This window comes from Methylocystis sp. (assembly GCF_051061225.1).
Taxonomy (GTDB): Bacteria; Pseudomonadota; Alphaproteobacteria; order Rhizobiales; family Beijerinckiaceae; genus Methylocystis.
In genome coordinates this window covers 1-19,583 of sequence record NZ_JBPFEB010000011.1, presented here as the reverse complement: position 1 = coordinate 19,583, position 19,583 = coordinate 1, and the positions used below count along the sequence as shown (strand labels likewise).

Genomic DNA, 19,583 nt, shown 5'->3' with positions numbered 1-19,583 from the left:
CATGGCCGCGCGCGCCCGGGGCAGGGACGAAGACGCGCTCGCCGCCTATCGCGCCCGGCGCGACTTTTCACTGACGCCGGAGCCGCAGGGCGGCGTGTCGCGGGGCGCGGCGCCGCGCCTTGTCGTGCAGCGCCACTTCGCGCGCCGAGAGCATTTCGATCTTCGTCTCGAGATGGACGGCGTGCTGAAGAGCTGGGCCGTGACCCGCGGCCCCTCCAGCAACCCCGCCGACAAGCGTCTGGCCGTGCGCACGGAGGATCATCCGCTCGACTATGGCGACTTCGAAGGGCTGATCCCGAAGGGCGAGTATGGCGGCGGCACGGTGATGCTGTGGGAGGACGCAACCTATGCGCCCGAGAACGGCGATCCCTTGGCGGCGCTGGAGAAGGGCGAGATCAAGTTCCAGGCCGATGGCGAACGCATGCGCGGCGGCTGGGTGCTCGTGCGCATGAAGTCGCGCGAGAAAGCGGAGAACTGGCTCCTGATCAAGGAGCGCGACGCTTTCGCCGAAAGCGACGGCGATCTTCCGGCGCGTTTCGAGACCAGCGTCGCGACCGGGCGCACGCGCGACGAGATCGAGCGCGGCGCGAAGGCCAGGCGCCGCAAGGCGCCGGCGGCGCGCGCCCGGAAAGCCTATTGGTCCGACAGGCCATTGGCGAGCGCGCCAACGCCCAAATTTGTCTCGCCGCAACTCTGTGAGACGTCGGAGCAGCCGCCGACCGGCGCCGATTGGATCTTCGAGCTCAAATATGACGGCTACCGTCTGGAACTCGCCACCGGCGCCGACGGCGCGGTCGTCTACACGCGGTCCGGTCTCGACTGGACCAACCGCTTTCCGGGACTGGCGCGCGCCGCCTTCGCGCTGCCCTGTCGCAATGCGCTGCTCGACGGCGAAGCGGTCGTGTTCGACGAGAAGGGCCTGTCGGATTTCGCCATGCTCGTCTCGGCGCTCGAGGCCGGCCGCAGCGAGCGCGTGGAGTTCGTCGCGTTCGATCTGCTCGTGCTCGACGACGTTGATCTACGCAAGCAGCCGCTGCGCGAGCGCAAGGCGCAGTTGAAAAAGCTGCTGGCGAGCAGCGCGGGCGCGATCCGCTATGGCGACTATATCGAGAGCGACGGCGCCGCCGTGTTCCGGCAGGCGACGGAGGCGGGCGCGGAAGGGATCATCGCCAAACGCGCCGACGCGCCCTATCGCAGCGGGCGCTTCCCGGACTGGCAAAAGATCAAGGGCGATTTCCGCGAGGATGTGATGATCGTCGGTTATCGTCCATCCGAGAAGGGCGAGTCCTTCGCTTCTCTTGTGGCGGCGAAGGACACGCCGGACGGCCTGCGCTATGTCGGGCGCATCGGCACGGGCTATGGGGCGCAGATGAGACGGACGCTCGCGCCTCTGCTGGCAAAGCGCGCGCGCGGCAAGCCCCCCTATGACCTTCTTGCCGCGAACGCCATTCCCAGGGGCGCCGTCTTTCTGGAACATCCGTTTCCGGCGGAAGTGCGCTTCGGCGGCTGGACCATGGACGGACAAATGCGACAGGCGCGGTTCATTGGCGTGCGCGAGGATTTGCGCGCAGCGCAAAAACAGGAGAGCGCCGAGGCCCCGAAACTGACCCGCGTCACCCATGCGAGCCGGATCGTCTTTCCCGCCGATGGCGTCACCAAAGGGCAGATCGCTGACTACTATGACGCCGTCGCGCCGCGCATGGCGCCGCATCTCGCCGACAGGCCGATCAGCCTGTTGCGCGCGCCCGAGACGGTCAGCGAGTTGTTCTTCCAGCGCCACCCGCTGAAGGGCATGACCAGGGGCATTTTGAAAGTGCCGGACGACGACGAGCCCTATATCGCGCTCGACGGCGCGCTCGGTCTGCACACCGCGGCGCAATTCGGCGCAATCGAAATTCATGGCTGGATGTCGCTGGCGAGCGATCTCGACCGGCCGGACAGAATGGTATTCGATCTCGATCCGGACGAAGACCTTCCCTTCGCGGAGGTGCGGAAGGCCGCCGCCGATCTGCGCGATTATCTTGCGGAGATCGGACTGAAAAGCTGGCCGATGGTTACCGGCGGCAAGGGCGTCCATGTCGTCCTGCCGCTCGACCGTTCTCTTGCCTATGCGGATACGGAGGTTTTCGCCGAGGGCTTCGCGCGCGGGCTGGCGCGGCAGGAGCCGAAACGCTTCGTCGCCAATATGAGCAAGCGGCGCCGCGCGGGTCGCATCTTCATCGACTGGCTGCGCAACAAGAAGACAGCGACCGCGATCCTCCCCTGGTCGCTGCGCGCGCGGCCGGGCGCGACGGTGGCGGCGCCCTTGTCATGGAAGACGCTGGAGTCGGTGGAGCGCGCCAACGCCTTCGATCTTCGCAGCGCCCTGCAAATCAAGAACGAATGGCGCGGCTTCTTTGATGCGCGCCAGACGATCGCGGCGGGCGCTCTGGCCTTCATGCGCGAGCAGGCGCGCTGAGGACACGCCCTACCGTTCTGCGCCACGCTTGCTCCCTTGGGTTGAGTGACGACGCGGCGCTTTGTCCCCATGATGGCGGCGCGTCGTCCGTTGGGAGAAGGCGAGAATAATTTTTCAGGGAGTTCTCGAAATGTCGTTCATCAACAACAACAATTCGGTCCGGCAACATGGCGGCGCGCCCTCTGACGAGGACTCGGAAAGCTCAACGTCCTCTACAGGCAGGCATCCGACCAGTAATAACGCCATTATCGTCGGCGGCGCATCCAACAACTCGATGGTCGCGGAGATAAAAGAACACAGCGCCGAGGCCGATCGTCTCGATCAGCAGATCGCGCAGCAAGGGCAGAGTCCACTCACGCAGCGGCTCATTTCGCAGGTGTCCGTAAGCAAGCGCTCTTTGGAGAATTCGTCCCAATTTTCGGCAAATAACGCGCAACAGGATGACGCGCAAACGATCGACGTCATGCCAATGAAAAACCGAAACAAGGGCCTGTCGCTGGGGGGTGTGGTCAAGAGCGTCGCCAAGGTGTTCAAGAGACTGTCCTCGGGCAACCACGGTTCTGTGAAAGCAAAACACAACAAGAGTTACAATAACAGTCATCCCGACGACGCGAGCAGCGAGGACGATCTGTTTCACAGGGCCAAGGCGGCGGCCGACCATGCGAAGCTTCTGGAGGAGCGACGGAAAGCAGGGCTTCCCCCGATCTCCGGGCCGGGGTTCATGGGACCATCGACATGGCCGGACAGCGCAACGAACAACAGAGACCTACAGATCGAAGACGGGGAGTTTGATGGGCTCGACGCCGCCAGCGAATCCGAAGACAGGTCGGACGCTTCCGTCGAGCAAAAGGAGCCTGCCAAGAAGGAGCCGGAGAAGAAGGAGCCCGCCCGTCCCGACGACAAAAAGAAGGATTAGCAGCCGCGCGTTCGCGGCCACCGCCGCTGGCGCGTCGGGCGGTCTGTCAGCGTGAATGATGCAATCTGCGCGGCGTGTCCCGAGACAGGCGCCAACTGTCGCGGGCGTCCGCGCAATTTATTTTTGTCGATCGTTTTCTTTTCGTGACTTTTATCAGCCCGACCTGTCTCGGTCGAGGTTAAGCTCATCCATGGCTTGAAAGGTCACGCGCGACACGGAGCCGGAGGATTACTCTTCGAGGGAGGGGGCTGTGTCTATTCATAATAACCATCCCGGAGATTTGCAGCGAGCGCTTGGACGGCTTGGAAATTCGCCTGCTCCAGAGGAGACGGGGCAGGGGGCAGGCGTCAATCCGACGACGAACGCGACAGTCACGCTGGATAGCGACAAGGTGGTCGAAGGGCTCGCGCAGTTCTTGGGAGCCACACTGTATGGCGCCGATTATGATCGGGAGTTGCAGGACAACTCGGGGAATTCGTCGAATTTCGGAAACTTCGCATCGTTTGGGACGGTGCGACTGCAACAAGCACAACCGTACCGTGGCGCGTCCAACGCTGCGTCGTCGAACGCCGCTCATGAGGAGACGCAGTTTTCAGTAAAGGTTTACGCGCCGCCGCCGCCAGAGACATGGGCGCAATCGGGCGTAACGGTTGAAGAGGTCCCCGAGACGCATTGGGCTGGAGTGAGCAATAACGGAGGCGCGTCACCTCCGGTTTCAGTTCAGCCCGACCCGACCCCACCGGCGCATGCGGGCGCGCAGTCCGGCCTGGTGGGCTGGGTGCATTATGGCGCCTCGGCGCTGATGAGCTACTTCTGGAAGTCCGCATCAGCGCCGACGGGCAATGTGGACGATCATCAGATCAAAGAGGATATCGGGAAGAAAATGACACAAAAGGATCGAGATGATCCTCATGTGAACGACATCATCCAGTACGCGGCGATTTTCGTGAAAAGTTCCCTCGGCGACTTCGAGGGAAAGCAGGTGACCAGCGAGCAATACAATAGAATTGTCCAGGATTCGCTGCAGGCCGCCAGAGACATGTTCATGCTCTAGCCGCCGCAGGCGCGCCTTGCGCCTGCATTTTACGCAAAGACGCATGGACTCTTGATCCAGCAATCAAGAGAGGGGCAATCCGTTTCCGCGCTGATGCTGTGCCGGAGGCGATCTCAGGGCGACCAAACTTCCGAAAGAACGGGGCCATGTCCGACAGCAATTTCCGCCTGGATAGCAATCGTCTGAGAGGCTTCGATCGCAGCTGCGACGCTGAGACACAGGAGCAGCCGCCGGTGATTGGCGCTCATCCAACGCAAGAGGGTGTTGTCATCTCGGCGCCACGCTCTCGCGAGAGCGCCGCAGTCCCGCAAAACCAGTCCGATCTCATGCCAACCAGCAATGAAGCGAGCGCCCTTCGGTCGAGCGCTGACGGAGAGACAGGAGGATGACAACACCAGCCTGTCCCATTACGTCGTCGCGCAGGGCGGGCGCTCGTCCACGAGCTCTCTTGAAAGCAGCGCAGATCAAGAAGACGATACTACGGATTTCCATAGCTTTTCCACGGACGCTTATCATAGCCTGACGGACACGGAGGACGCTCAATTCCTGACGCCAATGCAGAGCGAGGGTGAAGAGCTCGATGGCGATCACGCCTTGGAAGACAGCCGATCAGACGCCGATGGGGAAGCCACGAAGACAAAAGGAACATCGTCTTCCGCGCGACCACGGCGTGATGATGGCGCAACCGCACTCTTCGGGTCTCCGGGGTCGGTCCCGGTAGCGGAGGTCGAAACGGGGTTGGTTGACGCCTCTCCCTCTCCCTCTCCCTTGCCAGCGCCTGAGGCGAAAGCTCATAACGAAGAACGCAATCGGGAAGGAGGCTCCCTTGCCTCAATTCTCGGCGGCGTGACGCATTGGTTGAGCTCGCTCTTCTACCAGGGCGATGACGACGACACGCCGATCCCATACATCCCCTGGGGCGGCGATAACAACGATACGCACAGCGACGCCGGCATCTCTCACAATAACGCCAACGTCTCGCACAACAACGCGAGCGTTTCCGGCAACGCTGGCAGCCGCTCGCCGGCCCTCACTCAACTGCTCGACGCCATGGCTCAAATTTCGCCTATGGACGAGCTGATGGCCAGCGCGACGGCTTTTCTCCGCGAGAGGGGCGTTGATCCGGGGGGATTTCATGACGCTGTCGTCATGCTTGTGACGCTGCAGATGCTGGACGCCGCCTCTCGTCGGATGGATCACCAGGACTTCCTGTCGCTCCTGACGATCATCGTCGGCGACAGCATCGAGCGATTGAACGACGCCCTGGCGCCTTATCGATCGGCCTTGTCTGCGGGGGGCCACAGTCTCGATCGTATCGCCGCTCTCGCGGCGGTCAAGTTAATGACGTCGGACGTCGACACGACGCTGGATCAATGTGCAGCGGAGGCGTTTGACGCACGCGATGAGGCAGACGCAGACACTTCGTCTTCCGTTCGGGGTTTCCCCCTCAGTTTGCTTCCGCGCGACATGCTTGAAGCGAATGTTCAGTTCCGTGTGAATCTTCTCGTGAGCCAGAAGGCTGATTACGATGTTCCTGCCCTCGCCGCAGTGGTGGGGGACATGATCGCCAACGTCATGGAGCGCGTGTCGAGGCTCCCCGGGTTGACCGATGAGCTGCTCGACGCAATCATTCTCCAGGAGTTCGACCGCGCCTTCAACGGGGACGGGTAAGGTTCGCGGCGGCGCTCCCCGGGGCTTGCGCGGGGCGCGGCCCGATCAGGCCGCCAGATCCGCCACCACGGCGTCGAGAACCGGGAAGCCCTCGGAACTCACCCGCAGGCGGTTTTCGCGCGTCACCTCGACGAGCCCATCGCCGACGAGTTCGCTGATCCGCGAGGGCGCCAGCTTCCTGCCGGTGAGCAGGAAATAGCGCTGCGGATCGATGCCCTCGCGCAGGCGGAGGCCCATCAGCAGGAACTCGTCGCCTTCCTGCTCGGCGTTGAGCAGTTCGTCCTCGACGAGGCCGTGCCCTTCGGTCTCCACGCAGGTGAGCCACATTTCCGGATGACGCTCGCAGGCCTGCGCCCGGCGGCCGCGCGAGGTGACGATGCGGCCATGGGCGCCGGGGCCGACGCCCGCATATTCGCCGTAACGCCAATAGACGAGATTGTGCCGGCACTCCGCGCCGGGGCGGGCGTGGTTCGAGACCTCATAGGCGGGCAGGCCGTGGCGGGCCGTAACCTCCTGCGTCACATCCCACAGGGCGCGCTGGGTGTCGGCGTCGGGAATTGTCATCTTGCCGGTGTTCACCATGCGCTCGAACATGGTGTCCGGCTCGATGGTGAGCTGATAGAGCGAGACATGCTCCGGGCCGCGGGCGAGCGCGAGATCGAGCTCCTTGCGCCAGGCGGCGGGCGTCTGGCCGGCGCGGCCGTAAATGAGATCGAAAGAGGTGCGCTCGAAAACCTGATTGGCGATGTCGACCGCCATCAGCGCCTCGGCGACCGAATGCTGGCGCCCGAGCCCTTTCAGGTCGATGTCGTTCAGGGCCTGCACGCCGAGCGACACGCGGTTGATCCCGGCCGCCTTGAAGCCCCGGAAGCGCGAGGCCTCCACGCTCGTCGGATTGGCTTCGAGCGTGATCTCGACGTCCCTGGCCATGGTCCAGTGGCGGGCGATCTGTCCGAGGATCGCCTCGGCGGTCGAGGGCGACATCAGCGAGGGGGTGCCGCCGCCGAAGAAGACCGAACGCACTTCGCGGCCCGGCGTGAGGCGGGCCCGATGGGCCAGCTCCACGGCGAAGGCCTCGACAAAACGGTCCTCGTCCACGTCGCCGCGGCGGACGTGGCTGTTGAAGTCGCAGTAGGGGCATTTCGACAGGCAGAACGGCCAGTGGACGTAAACGCCGAAGCCCGGGTCAAAAGCATTCCGAATCGTCGCCATGCTCCTATATCGCACGAAATTGGCGGAAACGCAGGGCGTGGACGCTCCGGCCCCTATATTTCCCAGTCGGGCCAGGCGGACAGGCTGAGCGCCTCCCGCCTGCCTGAGCCGCCAGAGCGTCACAGCGACGGTTAAGGGCTTGCTGCAAAAGGAGACCTCCTTGAGCCGGATCCTCATTGTCGGCGGAACCGGCTTCATCGGCCGCCATATCGCCGGGCGGCTGGCGGCGGCGGGCCATTCGATCATGGCCGCCGGGCGCCATGAGGTCGACCTCGCCCGCGACGACGAGGCCAGGCTGGGGGTCAAGGTCGCGGGCTTCGACGTCGTCGTCAATTGCGCCGGTCTGGTGCGCGACGTGGGCGCCAACACCATGGACGCCGTCCATGGCGAGGGGGCCATGCGGCTTTTCTCGGCCTGCATCGACGCCGGCGTCCGCCGCCTCATCCATATTTCGGCGCTGGGGGCCGCGCCGCAGGGCGAGACGGATTATCAGCGCAGCAAGGGCGCGTCCGAGGCGTTTTTTACGGACGCCGATTCGCATGGCGAACGGCTCGACTGGCGCGTCCTGCGCCCGTCGGTGGTGGTGGGGCGCGGCGGCGCCAGCACGAGCTGGCTGCTGGCGACCGCCGCCTTGCCGATATTGCCCCGTATCGGGCGCGACGACTGGCTGTTTCAGCCGGTCCATGTGGACGATCTCGCACAGCTCGTGGCGCGACTGGCGGAAGGGGGAGACTCGTCCCGCATGATCGACGTCGTCGGGCCGGAGCCGATGACAGCCTATGAGCTGACCCGCATCCTGCGGGCGTGGCTGCGGCTGCCGCCCACGGGGTCCGTGCGCATACCCGACCGCCTGTTCGAGATCGCCACGGAGATGGGCGGGCGCTTCACGAACGGGCCGCTCAATCCCGATGTGATGAAAATGCTCGCAGGCGGCAATGTTTCGGACCCGAGAGCGCTGACGGCGGCGCTGGGGCGGCCGCCGCGCAGCATCCGCGCCGCCCTCGCCGAGGAGCCGGCCTCGGACGCCGACCGCATGGGCGCGCGCCTGTTTTTCCTCAAGCCCCTGCTGCGCTGGAGCCTGGCGCTCCTGTGGATCATGACTGGCCTGCTGTCTTTCGGCCTGTACCCAATCGAGAAGAGCTACGAGCTGCTCGCCGCCATCGGACTGAGCGGCGCGGTCGCCGCGATGGCGCTCTATGGCGGCGCGGCGCTCGACCTGATCCTCGGCCTTCTCTTGCTCCGCCGCTTCCGGCCCGTTCTGATCGGCTGGCTCCAGCTCGCGAGCATGGCCGCCTTTACCTTGCTCGCGATCGGCCTGCCCGGAGACTACTGGCTGCATCCCTTTGCGCCGATTCTCAAGAATCTTCCTATTGCCGCGGCGATCCTGGTGATGATCGCGCTGGAGGCCGACTGACATGTTCGACGTCACCGTTTTGAAGTGGATTCATATTCTGAGTTCGACCGTGCTGTTCGGCACCGGGCTCGGCACCGCCTTCCACGGGCTGATGACGAATCTGCGCGGCGACCTGCGCGCCATTGTCGCCGGCGACAAAAATGTCGTGCTCGCCGACTGGATTTTCACGACCCCGGCGGTGATCATCCAGCCGCTGACCGGCGTCGCCCTCGCGCGGGAGGAAGGCTGGCCGCTGGACAGCCACTGGATCCTCGCCTCCATCGCGCTTTACATTTTCGTCGGCGCCTGCTGGCTTCCGGTGGTCTGGCTACAGGTTCGGATGGCCCGCATCGCCGAGACCTGCCTCGAAAGCGGCGCGCCCCTGCCGCCCGAATACAGGCGCTGCTTCCGGTGGTGGTTCGCGCTGGGCTGGCCGGCGTTCACCGCCATGCTGGGCATTTTCTGGCTGATGGTGGCGAAGCCGCAATTTTGATCCTACCGGATGGCCACGCCTCCCTCGCCGCGCCCGCCCCGCGGCGGCTGGGCGCCCCTGTCCAGGTCGTAGATGTCGCGGCGGAAATGCGCCGGGCCGTCGCCGGTCGCCCAGCCGGTCATATAGACCCAGGCGACGGGGGTGGGGTGGCGCAATTTGATCTTCTCCGTGCGGCCTTCCTCAACCAGGTCGCGTAGCGCCGCCTTGTCCCATCCTCTCTGGTTGGGGCCGAGCAGCCAGGCGGCGAGGTCATAGACGCCCTCGACGCGCACGCAGCCATGGGACAGGAAGCGATAGTCCCGATCGAAGAGCTGCTTCGTCGGCGTATCGTGCATATACACCGCGTCCTTGTTGGGCATGGAGATGCGCAGCGAGCCCAGCGAATTGTGGGGGCCGGGGTCCTGCCGGAAGGTGAACCTTGCCGCGCGGGCGGCTGAAAGACGGCGGAGTCTGGCGGGATTGATTTCATGCCCGCGCCCGTCAAGCACCCTGATGTGCTGACGCGCGAGGAAAGCGGGATTTCGTTTCAGCTTGGGCAGAAATTCCTTGCGGATGATCGTCGCCGGCACGGTCCAGGCCGGATTGACGTCGATGGTGACGATCCGCGCCACGATCTGAGGCGAGGGGTCCTTCTTGCCGCCGACGATGGCGGTGTAATGCGCGTGCAGCTCGTCTCCCTCGACGGCTTCGACGGAGGTCGCGGGGATGTTCACGGCGACATAGCGATCGCCGAAGCGGAAGCGCATTCTCGACAGGCGTTCGGCGGACGCCTGGAGCGCGCGGGCGCGCGCGGCCGGCGGCGCATTCAGTTCGCGCAGGGTCGCGCGCGACACGTCGCCTGTCTGTTCCAGCCCCATATTCGCCTGGAATCGCTTCACGGCGTCCACGAGCGCATCGTCCCACTCGCCGCCGCCGTCGTGGGCCTCGTCCTCGGTCAGATAGCCTTCGAGCGCCAGCCGGCGTCGCAGCGCCTCGACGGGCTTGCCCTGTGATTTCGGGCCGAGCGGATGCGCGATCCTGGGCCAGCCGCCCGAGGCGGCGATATCCGCGTAGCGGCGCGCGGCGTCGAGGGTGGCGCGTTGCGTCTCTCGCCCATAGCTCGGGGCCTGGTCCGCTGGCGCGCTCGCGGCCGGGGGCTCGTCGGCAGGCTCGACGGCCCGTGCGGCGGACAGCGGGAGAAAGAAAACGGCGGCTGTCATCAGCCGGAGAGCTGAGGCGTGAAGCGTCATTGTCATGATGGGCGGCTCGCTGCGCCGGCGTCGCGGCCGCCGGCCTTGAGCCGACATAATTAGCGCGGCTTCCGGGCCGGTCAGCCCTGACGCAGCGCCGTCCTGATTTCCTGCAACAAATCGTCCATGTCCGGATCGGCGAAGGCGTCGCCGGAGGGTTCCAGCCGCACCACGGGGTCGCGTGTGCAGAGCCGGAGACAGTCGCGCGTCGCGATCTTCAGCCGCCCATCGGCCAGCGCCTCGGAACAGGCGGCTTTGGCGGCCCCCTGAACCTCGGCCAGCAAGGCCCGGCCGCGTCCTTCGGCGTCGCAGCGCGGACCCACGCAGACAAGAAGACGGACCGGCTCGCTCCCCGTCATTGCCAGATCGGCGCGACCTGGTCGCGGAAGCGCTGTCGCAGGGCGTTGGCGTAATCCTGTCCGGTCCATCCGCCGGGTTCGCGCACGAAGGCGAGCAGGGCGCAGGCGGCCTCGATGAGTTTCGAGTCCGGATCGTCCGGATCGTCGAGGCTTTCGATCAGCACGGGAAGCACGCGCCGGTCGCCGCGCTTGGCGAGTCCCGCGATCGCTTCCAGGCGGACGTTCTCGAAAGAGTCTCCGAGCCGCCGCGCCAGCGCGTCGCGCACCCGGGCGGAGTCGAGGTCTCCCCAGACTCCGAGGCTGAAGGTCGCCCAGTCGCGCACGTCCTCGTCGTCGTCGCCCATCAGCACCATCAGTCCCGGATGGCTGACCGGATCGCTGACAAAACAGCCGAGCGCGAAGGCGACGGCGTGCCGCAGCACGGCGTCCTCATGCGTGACGAATTTGTAGATGACGGGGAGCGCGCGAGGGTCCTCGATATGTCCGAGGGCGACAATGGCGGAGGCGGCGGCGCGCGAATGCGTCTCCTTGTGAAGCAGCTCGATGAGCAAATTGCAGGATTCCGCGGGGAAGGCATGTGGGCGTCCCGCCCCGACCCCGATCTGCCCCAGAATATCCGCCGCGCGCGCCCGCTCCAGCGCATTGTCGGATTGCAGCCATCGCGCCGCCCACTCGAAAACCTCGCGGGACCCTGTGGACCGGAGGTCGTTCACCGCCTCCCATGCGTCGTCGTCGTCGTAATCACAGGCCAGCGTGCGCTGGAACAGACTCGAAATCTTATCATCGCTTCTCATTGACTCACACCCGGAGGGCCGAGCCTCCGTCACACATCAAGGTTGGCTACATTCAGTGCATTCTCGTGGATGAACTCGCGGCGCGGCTCGACGACGTCGCCCATGAGCTTGACAAAAATATCGTCCGCCTCGGCGGCCTCCTTCACTTTCACCTGCAACAGCGAGCGCGCGTCCCGATCGAGGGTCGTCTCCCAGAGCTGCTCGGCGTTCATCTCGCCGAGGCCCTTGTAGCGCTGGATGGTGAGGCCCTTGCGGCCGATCTGGCTCATGGCGTCGTAAAGCGCGATCGGCCCCGAGAGCTGCGCCTCGTCGCCACGGCGAATGAGCGTCGCGGGGCCGGCGAAAATATCGCGCAGACTCTCGGCGCGTTCGTGCAGCTTGCGGGCTTCGGAAGAATTCAGCATGGCGGCGTCGAGCACGACGGCCTGCATCACGCCGCGCAGCGTGCGCTTGAAGATGAATTCATATCCCTGGCCGCCCTCGCGAACCTCGCCGGTCCAGCCGCGTTCGGTCTCTTCCGCGATGGCGTCGAGACGTTGGGCGACCACCGCCGCCAGACGCGCGGCTTCGGCCTCGTCAGCCTGCGGCGCCAGCGCGCCCGCCATCGCCGCCTGTTCGACGACGACGCGGTCGTAGCGCGAGTGCAGCGCCGTCATGATGGCGCGGAAGGCGCGGGCGTCTTCGAGCACCTTGCGCAAATCGGCGCCGGCGCGGTCTTCGGTTCCCGTGCGCAGCACGGCGCCGTCGAGCAGGCTGTCGATCAGATAATCCTCGAGCGCGCGCTCATCCTTGAGATATTGCGTCGACTTGCCCTTGGAGACCTTGTAGAGCGGCGCCTGCGCGATGAACACATGGCCGCGGTCGATCAGCTCCGGCATCTGCCGGTAGAAGAAGGTCAGGATCAGCGTGCGGATGTGGGCGCCGTCGACGTCGGCGTCGGTCATGATGATAATCTTGTGATAGCGCAGCTTGTCGGCGTTGAACTCGTCACGCCCGACGCCCGTGCCGAGCGCCGTGATCAGCGTGCCGATCTGCTCCGACGACAGCATCTTGTCGAACCGCGCGCGCTCCACATTGAGAATCTTGCCGCGCAACGGCAGGACCGCCTGAAACGCGCGGTTGCGGCCCTGCTTGGCGGTGCCGCCGGCCGAGTCGCCCTCGACGATGAAGAGTTCGGCCTTCGCCGGGTCGCGCTCCTGGCAGTCGGCGAGCTTGCCGGGCAGGTTGGCGACGTCGAGCGCGCCCTTGCGGCGGGTGAGTTCGCGGGCCTTGCGCGCCGCCTCGCGGGCGGCGGCCGCCTCGACCACCTTGGAGACGACGTTCTTCGCCTCGGCCGGGTGCTCCTCGAGCCACTGGCCCAAAACCTCGTTCATGACATTTTCGACCGCGGGACGCACTTCGGACGACACCAGCTTGTCTTTTGTCTGAGACGAGAACTTAGGGTCCGGGACCTTTACGGACAAGACGCAGGTGAGCCCCTCGCGGCAGTCGTCGCCGGAAAGATCCACTTTTTCGCGCTTGGTGAGGCCGGAAGAGTCGGCGTAGCCGGTGATCTGCCGCGTCAGCGCCGCGCGGAAGCCGGCGAGATGCGTGCCGCCGTCGCGTTGCGGGATGTTGTTGGTGAAGGCCAGCACATTCTCGTGATAGCTGTCGTTCCACCACAGCGCGACCTCGACGCTGATGTGCTCGCGCTGGCCCTTGATCATGATGGGCGCCGAAACGAGCGGCTGCTTGGCGCGGTCGAGCCAGCGCACGAAAGCCTCCAGCCCGCCTTCGTAGAATAGCTCCTCGCGCTTCACTTCCGCGTGGCGGGCGTCGGTCAGAACGATGCGCACGCCGGAGTTGAGAAAGGCGAGCTCGCGCAGCCGGTGCTCGATGGTCGCATAGTCGAATTCGACCATGGTGAAGGTCACGGAGGAGGGCAGGAAGGTAACTTCCGTCCCGCGCTTGGGCGCGCCATTCTCGATTGGCGCGTCGCCGACGACGCGCAGCTTCTCGACCGCGTCGCCATTGGCGAATTCCATGAAATGTTCTTTGCCGGCCCGCCAGATGCGCAGTTTGAGCCAGACCGACAGCGCATTGACCACCGACACGCCGACGCCGTGCAGTCCGCCCGAAACCTTGTAGGAGTTCTGGTCGAACTTTCCGCCCGCGTGCAACTGGGTCATGATGACTTCGCCCGCCGAGACGCCCTCTTCGGGGTGAATGTCGGTCGGGATGCCGCGGCCGTTGTCGGTGACGGTGCAGGAGCCGTCGGCGTTGAGCGTGACGGTGACGCGCGTCGCATGGCCGGCGAGCGCTTCGTCGATCGCATTGTCAACGACCTCATAGACCATGTGATGAAGGCCGGTGCCGTCATCCGTGTCGCCGATATACATGCCGGGACGCTTGCGCACGGCGTCGAGGCCGCGCAGCACCTTGATCGACTCGGCGCCATATTCAGCAGGGTCTTGTCTGTCGTTCTCGCTCATCTCAACCGCTTTTTGCGAAGGCCAAGGCCTCGTGATTCGTAAATCGCATTTTAGGCGCGATTGCAAGGCAAATACACGCCGGAAAAGATGTTTTTGAGTGTTTACAAATATTTGATTGTAAACCGGCTTCAAGATCGCCGCCGTGGCGCGCGGCGGCCTCGCTCCGGGCCGCCGGCGCCAAAGTCAGCGATAGCCTTCCTCGGCCAGAACCTGCGCCACGGCAGGCCGTTTTTTCATGCGCTGATAATGTGTTGCGCAATTTGGCGGCAAGGTCATGCCGGTCTTGTCGGCCCAGAACTCGACATAGAACAGCGCGGCGTCGGCGATCGAAAAGGCGCCCACGGCATAGTCTCGCCCGGCCAGGACGCTGTTCATCGCCTCGAAGGCGGCGGCGGCGATGGCGCGCCCCTCGGCGATGGTCGCCTCCCGGTCGCCAGCGTAACGCTCCGGCGTGAAGACGCGTCGAAAGCCCTCGCCATGGATGTGCCGGGTGCAGAAATCGAGGATGGCGCCTGCCTCCTCCGCCAGGGCGGGGTCCTCGGGGAGGAGCTTTCGGCGTGGGTGATTTTGCGCAAGCCATGTCGCAATGCCGACGAAATCGGTCAGCGCCGTCCCGTCGTCGCGAAGCAGCGTCGGGATCGTGCCATGCGGGTTGATGGCGAGATAATCTGGCCTGAGATGATCGCCGCGCGGGAGATTGAGCACATGGGCTTCGAAAACGAGGCCGACTTCTTCGAGAAGGATGTGGATGCCGGTCGAGCAGGAGCCGGGCGTCATGTAGAATTTCACGTTTGCCGCCTTTCTGTTGCGCGGAAACGTGCAACCGGCGCGCCAGCGGCGTGCGGCGAGGGGGCCGTTCAGCCCAACGCTTCGTTCAGCGCGTCCAGAAACGCGTCGCCATAGCGCGCCACCTTGCGCTCGCCGACGCCATGCACGCGCAACATGTCGTCGAGCGTCGAGGGGCGCTTCTCCGCCATGTCGATCAGCGTCCGGTCAGCGAAGATCACATAGGCCGGAACCCCTTCGTCCTGCGCCAGTTCGCGGCGCTTGCGCTTCAGCGCGGCGAGGATCTGGTCGGTCGCTTCGTCGAGGCTCGCAACCTCCTTGCGGCGTCGCTCGCGCGGCGTCAGCGGATCGCTGCGCAGCAGGATCGTTTCCCGGCCGAAGAGAATATCCTCGCCTTTCGGCGTCAGCGCGAAGCCGCCATGCTCGGCGCTCGCCGTCTCCAAGGCTCCGGCGGCGAAGAGCTGGCGCAGGATCGAGGCCCATTCCTGCCGGGTGTGTTCCTTGCCCACGCCGAAGGTCTTGATGGCGTCGTGCCCGTGCCGCCGCACGGCGTCGGTGGCCTCGCCAACGAGCACGCTGGCCAGATGCGTGGAGCCGAATCGCTGGCCCGTGCGATAGACGGCGGACAGCGCCTTCTGCGCAGGGATCACGCCGTCGAAGACAGCGACCTTCCCCTGACAGACGTCGCAGCGTCCGCAAGCCGGCGCCTCTTCCGCGAAATAGGCGAGCAGCGTCTGGCGCCGGCATCGCGGCGTCTCGCACAGCATGGCGAGCGCGGCGAAGCGCGCGTGTTCGACGCGGCGGCGGTCCCCGTCGATCTCCTTTTCGTCGATGCGGCGGCGGCGAAACGCCATGTCGTCGAGACTGTAGAGGGTGAGCGTATCGGCGGGCAGGCCGTCGCGACCGGCGCGGCCAATTTCCTGATAATAGGATTCCACTGAAGACGGCATGTCGGCGTGCGCGACGAAGCGCACGTCCGGCTTGTTGACGCCCATGCCGAAGGCGATGGTGGCCACGGCGATGACGCCGTCTTCGCGCAGGAAACGATCCTGATTGCGGTTGCGGGTCTCCTGATCGAGCCCGGCATGATAGGCGAGGGCGTCATGGCCCTGTTCGCCGAAATAGCGCGCAAGGTCCTCGGTGCGCTGGCGCGACGAGCAATAAACGATGCCGCTCTCGCCCTTGTGACGATCGAGAAAATGAGACAACTGCCGTCGCGGCTGATCCTTCACCGCAAAGTTGAGCGCGATGTTGGGCCGGTCGAAACTGTGCAGGAAAAGCTGCGGCGGCGCGGGAAACAGGCGGCGCGCAATGTCGTCGCGCGTCGCGGCGTCCGCGGTGGCGGTCAGGCCGATGACCTGCACATTGCCGAGCGCCTCCGCCGCGCGGCCGATTTCGCGATATTCGGGCCGGAAATCGTGCCCCCATTCGGAGACGCAATGCGCCTCGTCGATCGCGAGACGGCGGAGCGCCGCGCGCCGCAGCTCCGCGATCAGCCCGTCCATGAGCAGCCGTTCCGGAGAGACGAACAGCAGCCGCAGATCGCCATCGCGCATGGCGCGGCGCGCCTCGTCGTTTTCCGCCGGACTGTTCGCGGAATTGAGAGTCGCGGCGGAAACGCCGAGCGCCTGCATCTGGCGCACCTGATCGCGCATGAGCGCGATGAGCGGCGAGACGACGACCGTGAGCGCGCCCTCGAGGATGGCCGGGAGCTGATAGCACATGGATTTGCCGCTGCCCGTCGGCATGACCGCGAGAACGGGGCCGCCCGCGAGCACCGCCGCGACGATCTCCGCCTGTCCGGGCCGGAAGTCATCGTAGCCGAAAACGGATTTGAGCAGCGCGCGCGCCTGCGCGGGGAGGGTGGACATGAGGGCAGGGATAGCACAGGCGAGGGGCCGGGAGCCAACGGCCTCGTCCGGCGCGTCATGTGCGCCGCCGCACCTGCGCGGCCGGCGATCCGGCCTAAGGTCGTCTCATTCTGGCGGCGCAAGGAGAGGACAGATGTTTACGGCGCTTCGGAAACTCATCGAGCGGGAAACAGGGCTTGCCGTTCCGGCGGCGCATCTGACGCCGCGCGCCAATCTCTATGAGCTGGGCCTCACCTCGTTCGACGCCATCCGCCTGCTCCTCGCGGTGGAGCGCGCCTTCGGGGTCGAATTTCCCCGCGAGTCCCTCAAGCGCGAGAGCATGGCGACGATGGAGGCGATCGCTCTGGCCGTCGGAAAGCGCCGGGCCGCGCCGCGCGAGGCTTCGGGCCTCCAGCGGGCCGCCTGAACAGCAGCGGGGCTTACCGGCTCGCCGTGGCGCCCGTGGCGCCGCGCGACGCGACCTTGCTGCTGTTGGGGGCCTTGGCCATCAGGCCGTCGATGCGGTCGCGCTCCTTCCTGAACTCGGCCAGCATACGGCCCTCGATCTCGCGTGTGCGCGCCAGCTTGACGCGCATGGGATCGACGAAATGACCGTTGACCATGACCTCGTAGTGCAGATGCGGGCCGGTCGAAAGGCCCGTCGAACCGAGGAAGCCGACAACCTGTCCCTGCTTGACCCGCACGCCTTCCGTGATGCCGCGCGCAAAACCGGACATATGGTTGTAGGTGGTGATGTAGCCGTTCGCGTGCTGGATTTCGACGCGGCGGCCATAGCCCGAATCCCACTGGGCCTTGATGACCGTGCCATTGCCGGCGGCGAGAATCGGCGTGCCGATCGGCGCCGCCCAGTCGACGCCCGTATGCATCTTGAAATATCCAAGGATCGGATGGCGTCGCATGCCGAAGCCCGAACGGGTCTCGCCGATGGAGATGGGCTTGCGAACAAGGAATTTGCGGCTCGAACGGCCGTTCTCGTCATAATAATCGACAAGGCCGTCGTCGGGCGTCTGGAAGCGGTAGTAGCGATAGGTCTCGTCGCGCGTCGACAGCGACGCATAAAGAAGCGAATCGCGGCCCGGGCCAGACCCGTCTTCCGGCTCATCGTAGAAGAGGTCGAGCGCGTCCCCGCCGGAGACGGCGCGCTGGAGGTCCACGTCATTGGCGAAGACGCGCACCAGCTCATTGATGATCGGCTTGGGAATCTGCTGCTTCAGCGCCGTCTCATAGAGAGAATCATACAGGCGCATGGCGCCGGGATCTTCCTCGATGTCGCCGAACTCATCGAGAACCGGGCTGTTGCGCTTGGCGCCGCCGCGTCGCGCGACGTTGGAGGGGCCGGTCGGCGTTTGCACGAAGGTTCCCTTGTCCGTGGCCGCGACGACCGACTCCAGCTCCTCGTCGTTGTAGACCGACACGCGCGCGAGCTGCATGTTTTTGCCCGAACCGTCGAAATCCGCGAAGAGCAGCTTGACGCGCTGGCCTTCGCGCACGGGATCGCGCTTTCCCTTGTAGGCGGCGACCGCCGCCGCGATGCGCGCGCGCGGCACGCCATTCGCGGCCAGAATGTCTTCCAGCCCTTCATTGTGACGCACGACGGCGAGCTTTTCCTCCATCTGCGTCGGCTGCGGCGTGTCGCGCGGCGCGATGGTGACATTCTCGGGCACCATGCGCACCTCGATCGAGGAGAAGGGCGCGGTGAGCGACGCGCCGGGCGTCGCATAGGCGAGAGCCCCCGGATCGATGCCGGCCGCGCGGCTGGTGCGCGACAGCAGAAGCTGGCCGGGCAGGGGCAGGGCGGCCTTCGGGCCGGCCGCCAATGTGCTCTTCACCTGCTCCAGCACCTGCGCCTGGGCCTCGTCGAATGAGAGCTGGGCGCTTTGCGTCTCGATTTCAGCCGATCCAAGGTCCTTCGTGACGAAGGACACTTCCGCCTCGTCCAGCGCGACGTCCGAATCGCCGTTGCTGTCGGGCGCGCGGGCGTCGCTGACGAGCTTGAGCGGGTTGTAGGAGGGCACTTCGCTCGCGAAGCTCGTCGGCGAGAGCGTAAGCGTCGCCGCGACATGGGTGAAGGCGCGCGTGCGCACGACTTCCTTCTCGCCGGATTTGGAGGTGGTGGCGGCGCGGAACGTCTGCTTGGCGGCGACGACGTCGACGGCGCGCATGATGCGGTCGCCCTTTTTCGGATTGACCACATTGCCTTCCGCCTCTGGCGCGCGCGCGGCCTGCGCACGGGTCGGCGCCTCGGCGAACCGGGTCTGCTGGTCGAGCGCGGTGTAGGCCGCCGCGCTGATCAGCAACGCGCCGGAGAAGCCTGTCAGCACAGTGCCCGAAAGCCATCGCGCGGAAACCCGGCGGCGGTCATCCGCCGTGTGGCGGCGTCCGTCGACTTCAATTGCAGGTTCATCGACCCTGTCGAGCCAGTCCGAGCCGCCGGAAGCGGACGTCGCCAGACGGCTGTTCATTTGCAAAGGCATATAGCTGAGCCGTTACCTTTCAAGATGTTTTGAGAACGCAGCGACTCCGGGTGGGCGCAGCGCTTTACGTGATGTCCGCGCGCCGGCTCCCCGTAAACGGCGCGAAGCAACGCCATATCTCACAAGGGACGAAGCCTTCGCATTATGGCCCATTTGGGGCGCAAGGGAACACGGCCGACAGCTTTACCCACAGGCGTATCCCAAGAAAACCGGGCCTTTGCGCGGATACATGAAGAAAGTTCGAAAGTTTTTTGAAAGTCTTGTTGACCCTCTGGGAGGCTCTGGCTATAACGCATTCATCGACGGCGGCGCTGCTGAAGAGCGGGGCCTGCGGTCGTTTCTCTGCCTCCTGACGGGGTTGGTTGATCTTCGACTGGATTTTGGTCGGGGTGCGGAGGAGTG

At 65.3% G+C, this 19,583-nt stretch carries 15 protein-coding genes; 7 read left to right on the top strand and 8 right to left on the bottom strand.

Annotated elements, in window-relative coordinates:
• Position 1: 1 nt before the first annotated feature.
• The 4 genes from ligD to ACR652_RS03040 all read left to right on the top strand — a co-directional run bounded on the left by ligD (position 2) and on the right by ACR652_RS03040 (position 6,099).
• Positions 2 to 2,458 (top strand): DNA ligase D, encoded by a 2,457-nt coding sequence (ligD, locus tag ACR652_RS03055; RefSeq protein WP_434505048.1) that lies wholly within the window; start codon positions 2 to 4, stop codon positions 2,456 to 2,458.
• A gap of 130 nt (positions 2,459 to 2,588) precedes the next feature.
• Complete coding sequence (locus ACR652_RS03050) at positions 2,589 to 3,374, top strand: hypothetical protein (RefSeq protein WP_434505047.1); 786 nt, start codon at positions 2,589 to 2,591, stop codon at positions 3,372 to 3,374.
• Positions 3,375 to 3,624: 250 nt separating this feature from the next.
• A complete protein-coding gene (locus ACR652_RS03045; protein WP_434505046.1) occupies positions 3,625 to 4,428 on the top strand; it encodes a hypothetical protein in 804 nt (267 codons plus the stop codon).
• A 339-nt stretch (positions 4,429 to 4,767) separates the two neighbouring features.
• Positions 4,768 to 6,099, top strand: a complete 1,332-nt coding sequence (locus ACR652_RS03040; RefSeq protein ID WP_434505045.1) for a hypothetical protein — start codon at positions 4,768 to 4,770, stop codon at positions 6,097 to 6,099.
• A 45-nt stretch (positions 6,100 to 6,144) separates the two neighbouring features.
• On the opposite strand, the gene hemW is transcribed toward ACR652_RS03040, so the two are convergent.
• Positions 6,145 to 7,311, bottom strand: coding sequence for a radical SAM family heme chaperone HemW (gene hemW / locus ACR652_RS03035; protein ID WP_434505044.1), 1,167 nt, complete (start codon positions 7,309 to 7,311; stop codon positions 6,145 to 6,147).
• Positions 7,312 to 7,471: 160 nt separating this feature from the next.
• Between hemW and ACR652_RS03030 the strand changes: the two genes are divergently transcribed.
• Positions 7,472 to 8,725 carry an SDR family oxidoreductase gene (locus ACR652_RS03030; RefSeq protein ID WP_434505043.1) on the top strand — a complete coding sequence of 418 codons (1,254 nt, stop codon included), beginning with the start codon at positions 7,472 to 7,474 and terminating at the stop codon, positions 8,723 to 8,725.
• Between the two features lies 1 nt (position 8,726).
• Positions 8,727 to 9,197: a DUF2269 family protein gene (locus ACR652_RS03025; protein WP_434505042.1), complete on the top strand. Its 471-nt coding sequence runs from the start codon at positions 8,727 to 8,729 to the stop codon at positions 9,195 to 9,197.
• Between the two features lie 2 nt (positions 9,198 to 9,199).
• Here ACR652_RS03025 and ACR652_RS03020 read toward each other — a convergent pair whose 3' ends face one another.
• The 6 genes from ACR652_RS03020 to recQ form a co-directional block, all read right to left on the bottom strand.
• Positions 9,200 to 10,432, bottom strand: a complete 1,233-nt coding sequence (locus ACR652_RS03020) for a L,D-transpeptidase family protein (protein ID WP_434505041.1) — start codon at positions 10,430 to 10,432, stop codon at positions 9,200 to 9,202.
• 74 nt (positions 10,433 to 10,506) lie between these two features.
• Positions 10,507 to 10,785 carry a (2Fe-2S) ferredoxin domain-containing protein gene (locus ACR652_RS03015; RefSeq protein WP_434505040.1) on the bottom strand — a complete coding sequence of 93 codons (279 nt, stop codon included), beginning with the start codon at positions 10,783 to 10,785 and terminating at the stop codon, positions 10,507 to 10,509.
• Positions 10,782 to 11,579 carry a HEAT repeat domain-containing protein gene (locus ACR652_RS03010; protein ID WP_434505039.1) on the bottom strand — a complete coding sequence of 266 codons (798 nt, stop codon included), beginning with the start codon at positions 11,577 to 11,579 and terminating at the stop codon, positions 10,782 to 10,784. Before ACR652_RS03010 ends, ACR652_RS03015 begins: the two co-directional genes overlap by 4 nt.
• Before the next feature lie 29 nt (positions 11,580 to 11,608).
• Complete coding sequence (gene gyrB / locus ACR652_RS03005; RefSeq protein ID WP_434505038.1) at positions 11,609 to 14,050, bottom strand: DNA topoisomerase (ATP-hydrolyzing) subunit B; 2,442 nt, start codon at positions 14,048 to 14,050, stop codon at positions 11,609 to 11,611.
• Between the two features lie 183 nt (positions 14,051 to 14,233).
• Complete coding sequence (locus tag ACR652_RS03000; protein WP_434505037.1) at positions 14,234 to 14,839, bottom strand: glutathione S-transferase family protein; 606 nt, start codon at positions 14,837 to 14,839, stop codon at positions 14,234 to 14,236.
• Between the two features lie 68 nt (positions 14,840 to 14,907).
• The gene (gene recQ / locus ACR652_RS02995) at positions 14,908 to 16,707 is read right to left on the bottom strand and encodes a DNA helicase RecQ (RefSeq protein WP_434505036.1); all 1,800 of its coding nucleotides are present in this window, start codon (positions 16,705 to 16,707) and stop codon (positions 14,908 to 14,910) included.
• Between the two features lie 133 nt (positions 16,708 to 16,840).
• Here recQ and ACR652_RS02990 point away from each other — a divergent pair, with 133 nt between their 5' ends.
• Complete coding sequence (locus tag ACR652_RS02990) at positions 16,841 to 17,113, top strand: phosphopantetheine-binding protein (RefSeq protein WP_434505035.1); 273 nt, start codon at positions 16,841 to 16,843, stop codon at positions 17,111 to 17,113.
• Between the two features lie 13 nt (positions 17,114 to 17,126).
• Here ACR652_RS02990 and ACR652_RS02985 read toward each other — a convergent pair whose 3' ends face one another.
• Positions 17,127 to 19,181: a M23 family metallopeptidase gene (locus tag ACR652_RS02985; protein WP_434505034.1), complete on the bottom strand. Its 2,055-nt coding sequence runs from the start codon at positions 19,179 to 19,181 to the stop codon at positions 17,127 to 17,129.
• Between the last annotated feature and the right edge of the window lie 402 nt (positions 19,182 to 19,583).